The following is a 13,107-nucleotide window of genomic DNA, read 5'->3' on the forward strand; positions in this document are numbered from 1 at the left end:
CAGTGCGGCTTTCGGTGGCGGTCACGCGGCCACCGTCTTCCGGCGGACCAGCGTGACCAGGAACGGCACCCCGATCAGCGCGGTCATCACGCCCGCCGGGACCTCGCTCGGCGGGAAGAGGATCCGGCCCACCACATCCGAGACCAGCAGCATCACCGGGCCGATCAGAGCGGCCATCGGAAGAACCCAGCGGTGGTCGGTCCCGACGATCGCGCGGGCGATATGGGGGACCGCGAGGCCGACGAAGGCGAGCGGACCGGCGGCGGCGACCCCGACCCCGGTGAGGATCGTGGCGCCGAGGGCGGCGACGACCCGTACGACCGCCACGTTCTGGCCGAGCCCCTTCGCGACGTCCTCGCCGAGCGCCAGCGCGTCCAGACCGCGTGCCACCGCGATCACCAGCACCGTGCCGACCAGCAGGAACGGCCAGATCTGGCCCACGATCTCGGTGTCCCGCCCGGCGAGCGAGCCGATCTGCCAGAAGCGGAACTCATCCAGGGCCGCCGCCTTCGTCGTCAGCACGCCCGTCGTCACGGACACCAGCAGCGCGTTGATCGCGGCGCCGGAGAGGGCGAGTTTGACCGGGGTCGCGCCGCCCCGCCCGCTGCTGGCGATGGCGTAGACGGCGACCGAGGCCAGCCCGGCGCCCGCGAAGGCGAACCAGACATAGCCGTTGAGCGTGTGCACCCCGGCGAAGGCGATCGCGAGCACCACCCCCACCGAGGCCCCCTGGCTGACGCCGAGGATGCCGGGGTCGGCGATCGGGTTGCGGGTGACGCCCTGCATCACGGTGCCCGCCATGGCGAGCGCGGCGCCGACCATCAGCCCGATGACGGTGCGCGGCAGCCGCAGGGACCGCACGATGTCGGCGGCGTCGCTCGAACCGCCGTGCAGCAGCGCGTCCAGCACCGCGCTCGGCGCGATCTGGCGGCTGCCCACGGCGAGGCTCAGCAGGATGGCGAGCAGCAGGGCGACGACGGCCGCGGCCGTCCAGCCGAGGCGGCGGCGGACCAGTGAGGCTCTGGGAGGGCGGCTGCTGGTCCGGTCGGCGGTCATCGCTTCCGTTCGTTCGTCTCGCTCGTCGGCTACGAAGTTAGGCGAGGCTAAGTCTATGGGGTGGGTCGAGGCACAATGGCGGGCATGTCTTCGTACTCCGCTCCGTCCCCCGCCCCCACCACCGACCCGGGCTTCGCCGCGGACGCCGGGTCACACACGGTGACCGTCGGCTTCGACCTCGACATGACCCTCATCGACTCCCGGCCGGGCATCAGGGCTGCGTACGAGGCGCTCTCGGCCCGGACCGGCACCTACATCGACTCCGACCTCGCCATCACCCGGCTCGGCCCGCCGCTGGAGCAGGAGCTGGTGCACTGGTTCCCCGACGAGCGCGTCGAGGAGATGGGCGAGCTCTACCGCGAGCTCTACCCGGAGTACGCGATCGGGCCCACCCCGGCCATGACCGGGGCCCGTGAGGCGATCGAGGCCGTGCGGCGGGCCGGGGGCCGCGCCATCGTCGTCACCGCGAAGCACGAGCCCAACGCCAAGCTGCATCTGAGCCACCTGGGCATCGAGGCGGACGCGGTCATCGGCTGGCTGTGGGCCGAGGCCAAGGCGGAGGCGCTGCGGGAGTACGGGGCGACGGTGTACGTGGGGGACCACACGGGTGACGTACGGGGCGCTCGTACGGCCGGTGCGCTGTCCGTGGCGGTCGCCACCGGGCCCTGCCCGGCGGACGAGCTGCTGGCGGCCGGCGCGGATGTCGTCCTGGACGATCTGACGGCGTTCCCGGCCTGGCTGGCGGGTCACATAGGCGGTCAGGCGTAGGCGGTCACGTATAGGTGGGCACGCCTAGGCGGTCGCACGGCAGGTAAGCGGTCGCACAGCAGGCTGATCGGCTCGCTGACGCAGATCCGGGGCTGAACAGACCCCGGGGCTGGTTCACCCGTTTGGCGGTACGGTCGACGGCGGCACGTGGGCGGCCGCGGCCTGCCGCCGCTGCGCCGCGATGGAGCGCAACAGCCCCGCGGCGGCGAGGGCGAAGCCGACCCCCATCAGCATGCACATGAAGTACGCCACCGACGGCAGCGGATCCGCGCCGAGGAAAAGCGGTGCGACGGTGACGAGCGTGGCCACCGCTCCGATGGCGAAGACGATGACGCCGGACCGGATGAGCCGGTCGCCGGGAAGGGGTGCCTCCCGGGGGTAGCTGGGGGAGCCGCCATGGTGCGGGGTTTCATTACTCACCGCACCAGGGTAGATCCGTGCCAGAGCGCGCATAGGAACCACCCGGGTACGTCTTGTCACCAGGCTCGGGACCATTAGCCTTGGTGGTGGCGGGTCTTACGACCCGCTGTAGTGCTATCGAGAGCCGTTTTTCCGTGTTTTCCGACGAGCGACGAGGACGAGACAGACGTGCCTACCGGCAAGGTCAAGTGGTTCAACAGTGAGAAGGGCTTTGGCTTTCTCTCCCGCGATGACGGTGGCGACGTCTTCGTTCACTCGTCGGTGCTCCCGGAAGGCGTCGACCTACTAAAGCCGGGGCAGCGCGTGGAATTCGGCGTGGTGGCCGGAAACCGCGGAGACCAGGCATTGTCCGTCACCGTTCTCGACCCGACCCCTTCCGTGGCGGCTGCCCAGCGGCGCAAGCCGGATGAGCTGGCGTCGATCGTCCAGGATCTGACCACCCTGCTGGAAAACGTGACGCAGCAGTTGGAGCGCGGCCGCTACCCGGACAAGGCACACGGCCACAAGATCGCGGGCATGCTGCGAGCGGTGGCCGACCAGCTCGACGTATGACCTGATCGCCTGACCTGCTCGCTGACCTGATAGGCCGACTGATCGGCCGATCTGATCGGCCCGGCACGTACGACACCCCGTCAGGCGGAGGCGGACGGATACCCGCTGGGCGGAGCCGCACGGGTATCCATCAGCCGGAATCCATCGGAGCGCCGGAACTCATCGGAGTGCCGGAATCCGAATCCGCCGGAGCGCCTGAATCCATCAGAGCGCCGGAATCCGGCGGAACGTCAGACCGCGTCCAGCGCCCCGGGGCCGAGGGGCGGCACCAGCCCCTCGGCCGCCGCGCGGGTCAGCAGCCCGCGCACCGCGGCGTAGCCGTTCTCGCCCAGGTCGGCGGTGAACTCGTTCACGTACAGCCCGATGTGCTGATCGGCGACGGCCGGGTCCATCTCCTGGGCGTGCTCCAGGACATACGTCCGCGACGCCTCCGGGTCGTCCCAGGCCATCCGCACCGACGTCCGGGCGGCGTCGGCGAGTTCCCGCAGCCGCTCGTCGCCCAGTGAGCGCTTGGCGATGATCGCGCCGAGCGGGATCGGCAGGCCGGTGGTCTGCTCCCAGTGCTCGCCCATGTCAGCCAGGCAGTGCAGCCCGTAATTCTGATAGGTGAACCGGGCTTCGTGGATGACGAGCCCGGCGTCGACCTCGCCGTCCCGCACCGCGGGCATGATCGCGTGGAACGGCAGCACCTTGATCTCGCCGACCCCGCCCGGTACCTCGGCGGCGGCCCACAGCCGGAAGAGCAGATACGCGGTCGAACGCTCGCTCGGCACCGCGACCGTCTTCCCCGCCAGGTCCTTGCCGGTGAACTGCTGCCCCTCCCCGGGCTGCCGCGTGAGCACCAGCGGACCGCAGCCGCGCCCGAGCGCCCCGCCGCAGGGCAGCAGCGCGTAGTCGTCCAGCACCCACGGCAGTACGGCGTAGGACACCTTCAGCACATCGAACTCACCGCGCTCCGCCATCCCGTTGGTGATGTCGATGTCGGCGAAGGTGACATCGAGTGCGGGCGCGCCGGGGACGCGCCCGTGGGCCCAGGCGTGGAAGACGAAGGTGTCGTTGGGGCAGGGGGAGTAGGCGATCTTCAGGGGCTCAGTCACTGCCGGGTTCCTTCCGGGTCCAAGGTCCAGGTGCCGAGGAGGGGGGCGATGGTTCCGAAGGCGCTTGTGAGCGCCTCGAGCGCCTCCCCGATCCGCCAGGCCGCCCGGTCGCGCGGCCCGACGGCGTTGGAGATCGCCCGTACCTCCAGAGCGGGCACGGACTGGGCCGCGGCGGCCTCCGCCACGCCGAAGCCCTCCATGGCCTCGGCGGCGGCGTGCGGATGACGGCGCAGCAGCTCGGCGGCCCGTTCGGCGCTGCCGGTCACGGTCGACACGGTGAGCACGGTGCCGCGCACGGCGTCCGTCGCCTCGGCGACGGCGGCGACGAGCGGGGCGGGCGGGAGGTGTTCGACGGTTCCGAAGCCCAGGTCGGTGACGGCGGCGAAGCCGTCGGGGGTCTCGGCGCCCAGGTCGGCGGCGACGATCGCGTCGGCGACGACGATGGAGCCGAGGCGCGCGGTGGCGGCAGGCCGCGCGGTGCCGGGGCGCTCGGTGGCTTCGGGGTGCGCGGTGGCGTCGGGGCGCTCGGTGGTGAAGCCGCCGCCGATACCGGCCGATACGGCGAGGTCGTAGGGGGTACGGGCGACCGCGGCCGCGGTCAGGGCGGCAGCGGCTCCGGCCGCCGCTGCCGCTGGGCCGACCCCGGCGGCCAGGACATCCACGGTGAGCGGCGGCCCGGTGGGCGGCACCGGGCTCAGCCGGTGGATCATCCCGCCGGGGACGGGGAGTTCGGCCACCTCGGGGGCCGTGGCGCCGATGCCCCGCACCACGGCGTCCCGTTCGGCGGACACGGCCGTGACGATCAGTACGCGCATGGACGGTTCCCCCTTGTCACGGCGTGGCTGGTTCTCCTGGGGCTGGTTCTCCTGGTGCGTCGGGTTCTCTCGACGTGCCCAGTTTTCCCAGTGCGGCCAGGCCCCGTAGGGCGGCGCTGCGTCCTACGGAGTCCCGTACGTCAGGAATCCTGTCAGGAGTCCCGCTCCAGCGTGAAGCGCCAGATGCCCTTGACGCCCTGGCTGCTCTTGCCGAGCTCGGCGATCGTGATCGTGACCTTCTTCTCGAGCGTGGTCTGGCCCGTCTGCGGGTTCTGCTGGGCGAAGAGCGTGTCGCTGTCGAAGCTGCGGTACGTCTCCTTGCTCGCCTCGGCCATGACCGGGTTGTTGGCGATCAGGCCCCAGCTGGACTTGGCGATCTCGGGGTCCACCCCGATCCGCACCTTGTCTCCGGAGGTCACCTTGATCGTCTTTTCGGGCTTGGCGGAAAGGCACGCCTTGAACTTCTCCGAGCTCAGGTCCTTGCCGTCGCCGTAGCAGCCGTCGCTCGCCTCGGCCGTCACGGTGTCCGAACCGACCGTCACCGTTGCCAGCGGGGTCGGCTTGTCGCATGCGGAGAGGGCGACGAGCCCGAGGGACACAGCACAGGCGGCGGTGGCGGCGCGGCGGCCCTTGCCCCTGGAAAACAGCGCAGCGGTCATGCGGGCAGGCTATCGGGCCGCCCCGATCACTTCGCGCGCGGGTCAGGCGAGCCGTGGAGGCGGGTCAGGCCGGCCGTAGACGCGAGCCGGCCCAGCGGTCGTACACGCAATTCAGGCCAGCCGTAGACGCGAGCCAGCCCAGCGTCGTGCACGCAATTCAGCCCAGCCGCAGACGCGAGCCGGCCCAGTCGCCGTGCACGCAATTCAGCCCAGCCGCCGGTGCACGCGAATCAGGCCACCCGCGCACGCGGACACAGGCCCCCGCCCACGCGCCGCTCAAGCCACCCGTGGATACGGCGCCCCCTGCCGGGAGGCGCTCAGCAGCCCGCGGACGCTCAGCGCCACGCCCAGCGCGAGCACCGCCGCGGCGACCGCCATCCCCAGCACCCCGTGGAGCGGCAGCACGATGCCGATGGCGCCGCCGAGGACCCATGCCATCTGGAGCGTCGTCTCGGAGCGGGAGAACGCGGAGGTGCGGACCTCCTCCGGGACGTCGCGCTGGATCAGCGCGTCCAGCGACAGCTTGCCCAGCGCCTGGGAGATGCCGGCCGTGGCAGCCACGGCGGCGACTGTCACCGCGCCGTAGAAGGCCGCCGACACGATGATCACGGCCAGGGCCGAGCTCAGCACCACCGCGATGATCCGCTCCGGGCCGCGCGCCCGCAGCCAGGCGCCGATCGCGGTGCCCAGCGCGTTGCCGCCGCCCGCGCAGACGGCGGCCAGGCCGAGCGAGACCTCGGGGCCGAGCCCGCCCACGGGCTGGTCGCGGAGGAGGAAGGCGAGGAAGAGGGTGAGGAATCCGGACAGGGTCTTCAGCGCGGCGCACGCCTGGAGGGCGTGCAGTACGGAGGGGCCGACCGTACGGAGGCCGAGCCGCCCGGAACGGCTCCCGCGAAGGGTGCTCCAAAAGTTGGTCCAGAAGGCGGTCCTGGACCCGCCGACCCTGGCCTTGGGTTTACGCACCGTCACCGTCACCGGTAGATGCAGATGGCGCTGTCCCGAGGTCAGCTGCGCCCTGGCCTCGCCCTTCGCGGAGTCCACCTTGTGGGGGAGGGTGAACGACAGGAACCCGCCCAGCATAAAGATCACGGACGCCCCGTACAGCGGCCAGCTCGGGCCGATCTGATGCAGCCCGGCCCCCAGCGGGGCTGCCACGCCGGTCGCGAGCAGCCCGGCAAGCGTGACCCGTGAGTTGGCCTTGACCAGGGAGAAGTGGGGTGGGAGCAGCCGTGGCACGACGGCGGAACGGACGACTCCGTACGCCTTGGACGCCACCAGCACGCCCAGCGCCGCCGGATACAGCTCGAGGCCGCCGCCCGCCACCGCGCCCGCCATCGTCAGCGCGAGCACCGTACGGGTCAGCATCGCGCCCGCCATGGCCGCGCGGCGGCCGTGCGGAAGGCGGTCCAGGAGCGGGCCGATGACGGGGGCGAGTAGCGCGAATGGCGCCATGGTGATGACCAGGTAGAGCGCGACCCGGCCGCGGGCCTCGTCGGTCGGGACCGAGAAGAAGATCGTGGAGGCGAGCGCGACGGTGATCAGCATGTCGCCCGCGGAGTTCACCGCGTGCAGCTCGATCAGCTTGCCGAGCCCCGACTCCCCGGCCCCATGGGCATGGGTGGCCCGGCGGATGCCCCGCCCGGCCGCGGTGAAGGGGAGACGGAGCGCGAAGGGCAGACGGAGCGCATGGGCGACCCAGCGGCCCGACCGCCTGGTCGAACCGCCGCTGTACCACCCCTTGCCTGCCACCTGACCATGGTGCAGCCAACGCGGCCCCGGCGTCAGACCTTCGACGGCTTTCCGGATGGCGGCGCCGTCGGCGGGGATCGGCAACACCCCGCTGTCCAGCGGAAATGCGGTTTCCCGGGGGCGGGCGGGCAGCGGGTGGACGGCACGGCGGCCGAGGACGGGTATGGGACAGGCATGGGACGGGGGTAGGGGCTGCGCGGCCGGACAAGGTAGCGTGCGTAACCGCGCCACCGAGGGTCGTTCCTGGCCGCGTGCCGAGTAGCCATCCCGCAGAATGGGACGTACAAGGTGCGCCCGAAGGCCGGATGGGCGCGGACGTCGACGCGGCCCCATGGTCCGCTCCGTCCGCCGTCCCGCGTTCCGGCCGTACGGCTGGCGCACCAGGTCAGACGGCTGCGACGGCGTGGAAGAGAGAATCGATCCTGTGAGTGCGATGCGAAGCCGTACCCCCGACCGCCTGTGCGCCGAGGCGGTCGAACTCGCCCGCGAGGCGGCCATGGAAGCCGCCTTTCCGGGGAAGGTCGGCGAGTATATGGGCGCTGTCGCCGAGGGCGACCGCGTGGTCACGCATCTCTTCGAGAGCCCCGATCCCGGCTATCGCGGCTGGCGCTGGGCGGTCACCGTGACCCGCGCCTCCCGCGCGAAGGCCGTCACCCTGGACGAGACGGTACTGCTCCCCGGCCCCGACGCGCTGCTCGCGCCGGAGTGGGTGCCCTGGAGCGAGCGGCTGCGCCCCGGCGACATGGGGCCGGGCGATCTGCTCCCCACCGAGGCCGAGGACCTGCGCCTGGAGCCGGGCTACACGGGCGAGGACATCCCGCCGCCCAACTCCGTGGTCTCGGAGGAGATGCAGCAGCTCGCGGCGGTGGAGGAGGCCGATGTGACGGCCGGCGCCCCCGTCACCCAGACCGCCGCGCCCAAGACCGGCTCGATCGCGGCCATCGCCGAGGAGCTGGGCATGCGGCGCGCCCGGGTGCTGTCCCGCTACGGCCTCCACGTCGCGGCCGACCGCTGGGACGACGCGTACGGCGCCCAGACCCCCATGGCCCAGGCGGCCCCCGGCACGTGCGCGACCTGCGGCTTCCTGATGCCCCTCGGCGGCTCGCTGGGACAGGCGTTCGGGGTGTGCGCGAACGAGTTCAGCCCGGCGGACGGCCGCGTCGTCTCCCTCTCGTACGGCTGCGGAGCCCACTCCGAGGCGGCCGTCATGCCCAAGCCCCCGCGCCCGTCCGCGCCCGTGGTCGACGAGACCGTTGTCGAACCGCTCCCCCTCCACCCGGACCGCGCGAGCGGCTCCGTCGAGGCGGACACCCCGCCGGAGGAACTGGGCCACAGCTGAGGCGGTCTGCCGGGGCGCCCTGGCGGGCGCGCCGTAGCCAGCCCATCGCTGAGACTCGCCTCAGGCCCGACCGGGTGGTCCGCCTGGCGGGCGCGCCGTCGCCGCGATGGCGGCTGCGGACCCCGCTGCTGCCGCCCAGTGGGGTGCCCGTGACGGCTGCTGTCCGCCGCTGCCCGGACACGCGCCTCCCGGACTCGTCCGGCGACGTGTGGGCAGGTGCGGCCGGGAGCCCCACGCGCCCGGGCGGGCGGGCCTGTGCAGGGCGGCGCGGCACGAAGCGGTCTGTGCGGCGTGGGCCTGTGCGGCGCGGGCCTGTGCGAGGCGGGCCTGTGCGACGCGCGTCCGGCGGGCGGCCCTGTGCGACGCGCGCCCGGGCGGGCGGGCCTGTGCAGGGCGGCGCGGCACGAAGCGGTCTGTGCGGCGCGGGCCTGTGCGACGCGGGCCTGTGCGACGCGCGCCCGGCGGGCGGCCCTGTGCGACGCGCGCCCGGCGGGGGCCCTGTGCGACACGGTCCGGCCGTGCCCGGCCCGGTCCATGCGTCCGATCTGCCCGCAGCCGCCCGTCGTCAGGTCCAACGGCGAGCCCAGCCGCACCGGTTTCTGCCCCTGCGGGGCGGCCTGCCGGTGGAAGCATGGCCGAGTTGGGCGGAGGGCTGAGCGGGGGGCCGGACGCCCCGGGGGCCGAGGGGCTCGGGGCGAGGCGGGGAAGAAGACCTGGGAGGCGGGCAGCCCCGGGGCTGAGGCGGGGAATCCGGTTGTCTGGAGCCCGAGGCGTCGTTTGGGCGCGGATAGCGGTACGTTCGCGGCTAGCAAGGGCGACACGCGAGGGAACGACGAGCGCGGTGGGGCGAGCCGCACCGCGGGGGACTCGGCGGTGTGGAGCCGCGGCGCAGGACGGACCCCGACCAGGAACTCCGGAGGCGAGACGTGAGCAGCACGGCGATGGTGCGAGGCGCGACCGAGGACGCGGACCCGTTCGGGACCGCGCGGCTGCGGCGCGGCGTGCTGGACGCCTGGGCCGCGTCGCCCGCCCGGTTCCGGGAGGACGCCAACGCCGAGGAGGATCTGGCGCTGGGCGGCCATCGCGACCGGCTGGTCGTCGAGATGGCCCAGAACGCGGCGGACGCCGCCGCCCGCGCCGGGGTGCCCGGACGGCTGCGGCTGACCCTGCGGCCGGCCATCGATGGCGAGCCCGCCGTGCTGGCCGCCGCCAACACCGGGGCGCCGCTGGACGCGGTCGGGGTCGAGTCGCTGTCCACCCTGCGGGCGTCGGCCAAGCGGGACGAGCCGGAGAGCGCGGTCGGGCGGTTCGGCGTCGGCTTCGCGGCGGTGCTCGCGGTGAGTGACGAGCCCGCGGTCGTGGGCCGCACCGGCGGGGTGCGCTGGTCGCTGGCCGAGGCGCGGGAGCTGACCCAGCACGCCACCGCCACCAGCCCCGGCCTCGCCGAGGAGCTGCGCCGCCGCGACGGCCACGTACCGCTGCTGCGGCTGCCGCTGCCCGCCGAGGGGATCGCCCCGGCCGGCTACGACACCGTCGTGGTGCTGCCGCTGCGCGACGGCGCCGCCCTGGACGTGGCCGAGCGGCTGCTGGCCGGGATCGACGACGCGCTGCTGCTCACCCTCCCCGGCCTGGCCGAGGTCGTGGTGGAGACCGTCGAGGGCACCCGGACGCTGCGCCGCCGCCAGGAGGGCCCGTACACCGTCATCGAGGACACCGGCGAGGGCAGCCGAGAGGACACCGGCGAGGACAGCCGCGAGGGCAGCCGCGCCCGCGGTACGACGCGCTGGCGCACCGAGAGCGCCGGCGGGCGGCTGGAGCCGGAGCTGCTCGCCGACCGCCCGGTGGAGGAGCGGCTGCGCCCGGTGTGGTCGGTGACCTGGGCGGTTCCGGTGGATGCGGAGGGCGCGCCGATGCGGTCCGCGACCGCCCCGGTCGTCCACGCCCCGACGCCGACCGATGAGCCGCTGGGCATGCCGGCGCTGCTGATCGCGTCCTTCCCGCTGGAGCCCACCCGCCGCCACACCGCCCCCGGCCCGCTTACGGACTTCCTGCTGGACCGCGCGGCCGAGTCGTACGCGACGCTGCTGCGCGACTGGCATCCGGTCTCGGTCGGCACGATCGACCTGGTCCCGGGCCAGCTCGGCCGGGGCGAGCTGGACGGGGAGCTGCGCCGCAGGGTGCTGGAGCGGCTGCCGAGGGTGCCCTTCCTGCCCAGCGCCGCCGCACCGGCGGTGGGCGCGGGCACCGAGGCCGTGGAGGGCTGGCTCGGGTCGCCGGACGCGCTCGGCCCGGACGCCGCCCAGGGCGGCCCCGCGGCGGGCGACGCGGCCGTTGCGGCCGCCCCGCCGGTGGCGGCGGCCGACTCCCCGGCCGACTGGGACGACGACGTGCTGGCGCGCGGCGGCTTCGAGGGCGAGCCGCACGCGCTGCGGCCCCGGGACGCCGAGGTCGTCGAGGGCGCGGGCGCGGAGACGGTGGAGGTGCTGGCCGAGCTGTTCCCGACGCTGCTGCCCGCGGGGCTGGAGCGCCGTTCGGAGCTGCGGGTGCTGGGCGTGGCCCGAGTGCCGCTGGGCGAGCTCATCGACCGGCTCGCGGGCGTGGAGCGCGCCCCGGCCTGGTGGCGGCGGCTGTACGACTCGCTGGGCGGAATCGACCCGGACCGGCTCAGCGGGCTGCCGGTGCCGCTGGCGGACGGCCGGACGACGATCGGGCCCCGGCAGGTGCTGCTGCCGCTGCCGGGCGAGGCAGACGGCGACCTGGACAGCATCGGAATCGCCGGGGCCGCGGAGTCACCCGGGGCCGCCTGGGCCGCCGAGTCCGCCGGGATGGCCGGAACCGCCGAGTCCGCCGGGATCACCGGGACCACGGAGGCCCCCGAGCGCGGCGGCGCGGTCGGCGCTACGCATCGCACCCTCGCCCGCCTCGGCCTGAAAGTTGCACATCCGGACGCCGCCCATCCACTCCTGGAGAAGCTCGGCGCGACCCCCGCCACCCCCCGCGCCGTGCTGACGACCCCGCAGGTGCGGGCCGCCGTCGCGCATTCGCTGGAGGCGGAGGACGAGTACGACCCGTTCGCGGAGGAGGGCGAGGCCCTCGGCGCGGCGCTGGACGCCGACACGCTGGCCGACACCGTCCTCGGCCTGGTCCAGCAGGCCCGGCTGGCGCCCGGCGACGAGCCCTGGCTGGCCGCGCTCGCGCTGCCGGACGAGGACGGGGAGCTGGCCCCGGCGGGTGAACTGGTCCTTCCCGGCAGCGCCTTCGAGCAGGTGATGCGGGAGGGCGAACTGGCCGCGTGCGACGCCGAGCTGGCCGAGCGCTGGGGTGAGCAGCCGCTGGCCGCGGTCGGTGTGCTGGCGGTCTTCACGCTGGTCAGGGCCACCGATGTGGTGCTGGACCCGGATGAACTGGAGCCGCGCGAAGGCGACTTCACCGAGCCGGACGACGTCGGCGTGCTGGACGCCGTCGACGTGTGGTGCGAGGACGTGCTGGACCGGCTGCCGCAGACGCCGGTGCCGCCGGTGGCCACCGAGATCGTGGCCGTACGGGACCTGGACCTGGTCGACGACGACGCCTGGCCGCGGGCGCTCGCCATGCTCGCCCAGCCGCCGCTGCGCGACGCGCTCACCGCGCCGGTGCGGGTGCTGCTGCCGGACGGCACGACGGAGACGGTGCGCTCGTACACCGCGTGGTGGCTGCGCGGCAATCCGGTGCTGGACGGCCGCCGCCCCGCCGGGCTGCGCGCGGCCGGGGGCGATCCGCTGCTGGCGGGGCTGTACGAGGCGGTGGACGCGGCCGGGTTCGAGGACGAGCAGGTGCTGCGGGCGCTGGGGGTACGGACCTCCGTCGCCGTGCTGCTGGACGAACCGGGGGGCGCCGCCGAGCTGCTGGCCCGCCTCGCCGACCCGGACCGCGAGGTGACCCCCGCCCAGCTGCACGCCATCTACGGGCAGTTGGCCGACCTGGAACCCGAGCAGGTGACCCTGCCCGACGACGTACGCGCCATCGTGGACGGCGAGCCGACGGTGGTCGAGGCGGGCGAGGCACTGGTCGCGGACGCCCCGGACCTGATGCCGCTGGCCGAGGCGGACGGCCGGGCGCTGCTGCCCGTACGGCCCACCCGGGCGGCGGAGCTGGCGGAGCTGTTCCAGGTGCGGCGGCTGAGCGAGGCGTACCCGGCGCGGGTGACCTCACAGGGCGATCCGCACGAGGTGCCCGAGGCGGTCCGCGAACTCCTCCCGGGCGCCCCGCTGTCGTACATCGAGCATGAAGAGCTGCTGATCGAGGGCGAGGACGAGCTGGACTGGCGGTACGTGGACGGCACCCTGCACGCCTCGACGGTCGAGGGCGTCGCGGCCGGTCTGGCCTGGGCCGCCGGCCACTGGTCCCGCCGGTTCGAGGTGGCGGCCCTGCTGGAGGACTTGACCCGTACGGAGGAGCTGGCGCGGGCCCGCTGGTTCGACTGAGGGACGCCCGGGGGCTGTCCGGCTGACGGATGCCCGGGGCTGTTCGACGACGGACGGACCGGGGCTGCCCGGGGCGGGGCTTCTGCCTTGGGGTGGGGCTCGTGCCCCGAGGCGGGGCCTACGCCCGGTGAGGGCTTGCGCCCCGGGTCAGGTCTTGCCCGGGGCGGCGCTTGCGCCTCGGGTCACGTC

At 74.1% G+C, this 13,107-nt stretch carries 10 protein-coding genes; 4 read left to right on the forward strand and 6 right to left on the reverse strand.

Going from position 1 to position 13,107, the window contains the following annotated elements; all coding sequences use genetic code 11:
• Positions 1-21: 21 nt before the first annotated feature.
• Complete coding sequence (locus J5X86_RS04405; RefSeq protein ID WP_208515437.1) at positions 22-1,056, reverse strand: iron ABC transporter permease; 1,035 nt, start codon at positions 1,054-1,056, stop codon at positions 22-24.
• A gap of 75 nt (positions 1,057-1,131) precedes the next feature.
• Between J5X86_RS04405 and J5X86_RS04410 the strand changes: the two genes are divergently transcribed.
• Entirely contained in the window at positions 1,132-1,824 is a 693-nt protein-coding gene (locus tag J5X86_RS04410) for an HAD family hydrolase (protein ID WP_208515438.1), read from the forward strand.
• A 114-nt stretch (positions 1,825-1,938) separates the two neighbouring features.
• On the opposite strand, the gene J5X86_RS04415 is transcribed toward J5X86_RS04410, so the two are convergent.
• Positions 1,939-2,244, reverse strand: a complete 306-nt coding sequence (locus tag J5X86_RS04415; RefSeq protein WP_208515439.1) for a hypothetical protein — start codon at positions 2,242-2,244, stop codon at positions 1,939-1,941.
• 168 nt (positions 2,245-2,412) lie between these two features.
• On the opposite strand from J5X86_RS04415, the gene J5X86_RS51895 reads away from it, so the two are divergent.
• Positions 2,413-2,796 carry a cold-shock protein gene (locus tag J5X86_RS51895; RefSeq protein WP_208515440.1) on the forward strand — a complete coding sequence of 128 codons (384 nt, stop codon included), beginning with the start codon at positions 2,413-2,415 and terminating at the stop codon, positions 2,794-2,796.
• A gap of 230 nt (positions 2,797-3,026) precedes the next feature.
• Here J5X86_RS51895 and J5X86_RS04425 read toward each other — a convergent pair whose 3' ends face one another.
• The 4 genes from J5X86_RS04425 to J5X86_RS04440 form a co-directional block, all read right to left on the reverse strand.
• Complete coding sequence (locus J5X86_RS04425) at positions 3,027-3,893, reverse strand: 1,4-dihydroxy-6-naphthoate synthase (RefSeq protein WP_107439087.1); 867 nt, start codon at positions 3,891-3,893, stop codon at positions 3,027-3,029.
• Positions 3,890-4,708, reverse strand: coding sequence for a futalosine hydrolase (gene mqnB, locus J5X86_RS04430; protein ID WP_208515441.1), 819 nt, complete (start codon positions 4,706-4,708; stop codon positions 3,890-3,892). The genes J5X86_RS04425 and mqnB overlap by 4 nt, the downstream gene beginning before the upstream one ends.
• 152 nt (positions 4,709-4,860) lie before the next feature.
• Positions 4,861-5,367 (reverse strand): hypothetical protein, encoded by a 507-nt coding sequence (locus tag J5X86_RS04435; protein ID WP_208515442.1) that lies wholly within the window; start codon positions 5,365-5,367, stop codon positions 4,861-4,863.
• A 276-nt stretch (positions 5,368-5,643) separates the two neighbouring features.
• Positions 5,644-7,116 carry an MFS transporter gene (locus J5X86_RS04440; RefSeq protein ID WP_208515443.1) on the reverse strand — a complete coding sequence of 491 codons (1,473 nt, stop codon included), beginning with the start codon at positions 7,114-7,116 and terminating at the stop codon, positions 5,644-5,646.
• Positions 7,117-7,549: 433 nt separating this feature from the next.
• Here J5X86_RS04440 and J5X86_RS04445 point away from each other — a divergent pair, with 433 nt between their 5' ends.
• On the forward strand, positions 7,550-8,455 hold the full coding sequence (locus J5X86_RS04445) for a DUF3027 domain-containing protein (protein WP_208515667.1): 906 nt from the start codon (positions 7,550-7,552) through the stop codon (positions 8,453-8,455).
• Between the two features lie 941 nt (positions 8,456-9,396).
• Positions 9,397-12,918, forward strand: coding sequence for a sacsin N-terminal ATP-binding-like domain-containing protein (locus J5X86_RS04450; RefSeq protein WP_208515668.1), 3,522 nt, complete (start codon positions 9,397-9,399; stop codon positions 12,916-12,918).
• Positions 12,919-13,107 lie beyond the last annotated feature (189 nt).

Origin of the sequence: Streptomyces sp. NEAU-YJ-81, from assembly GCF_017592595.1 — a bacterium.
GTDB lineage: Bacteria > Actinomycetota > Actinomycetes > Streptomycetales > Streptomycetaceae > Streptomyces > Streptomyces hygroscopicus_B.

Excerpts from the sequence above, each read along its gene's own strand:
- mqnB (WP_208515441.1), bottom strand. The coding sequence starts at position 4,708 with ATGCGCGTACTGATCGTCACGGCCGTGTCCGCCGAACGGGACGCCGTG.
- J5X86_RS04405 (WP_208515437.1), bottom strand. The coding sequence starts at position 1,056 with ATGACCGCCGACCGGACCAGCAGCCGCCCTCCCAGAGCCTCACTGGTC.
- J5X86_RS04410 (WP_208515438.1), top strand. The coding sequence starts at position 1,132 with ATGGCGGGCATGTCTTCGTACTCCGCTCCGTCCCCCGCCCCCACCACC.
- J5X86_RS04445 (WP_208515667.1), top strand. The coding sequence starts at position 7,550 with ATGCGAAGCCGTACCCCCGACCGCCTGTGCGCCGAGGCGGTCGAACTC.
- J5X86_RS04435 (WP_208515442.1), bottom strand. The coding sequence starts at position 5,367 with ATGACCGCTGCGCTGTTTTCCAGGGGCAAGGGCCGCCGCGCCGCCACC.
- J5X86_RS04450 (WP_208515668.1), top strand. The coding sequence starts at position 9,397 with ATGGTGCGAGGCGCGACCGAGGACGCGGACCCGTTCGGGACCGCGCGG.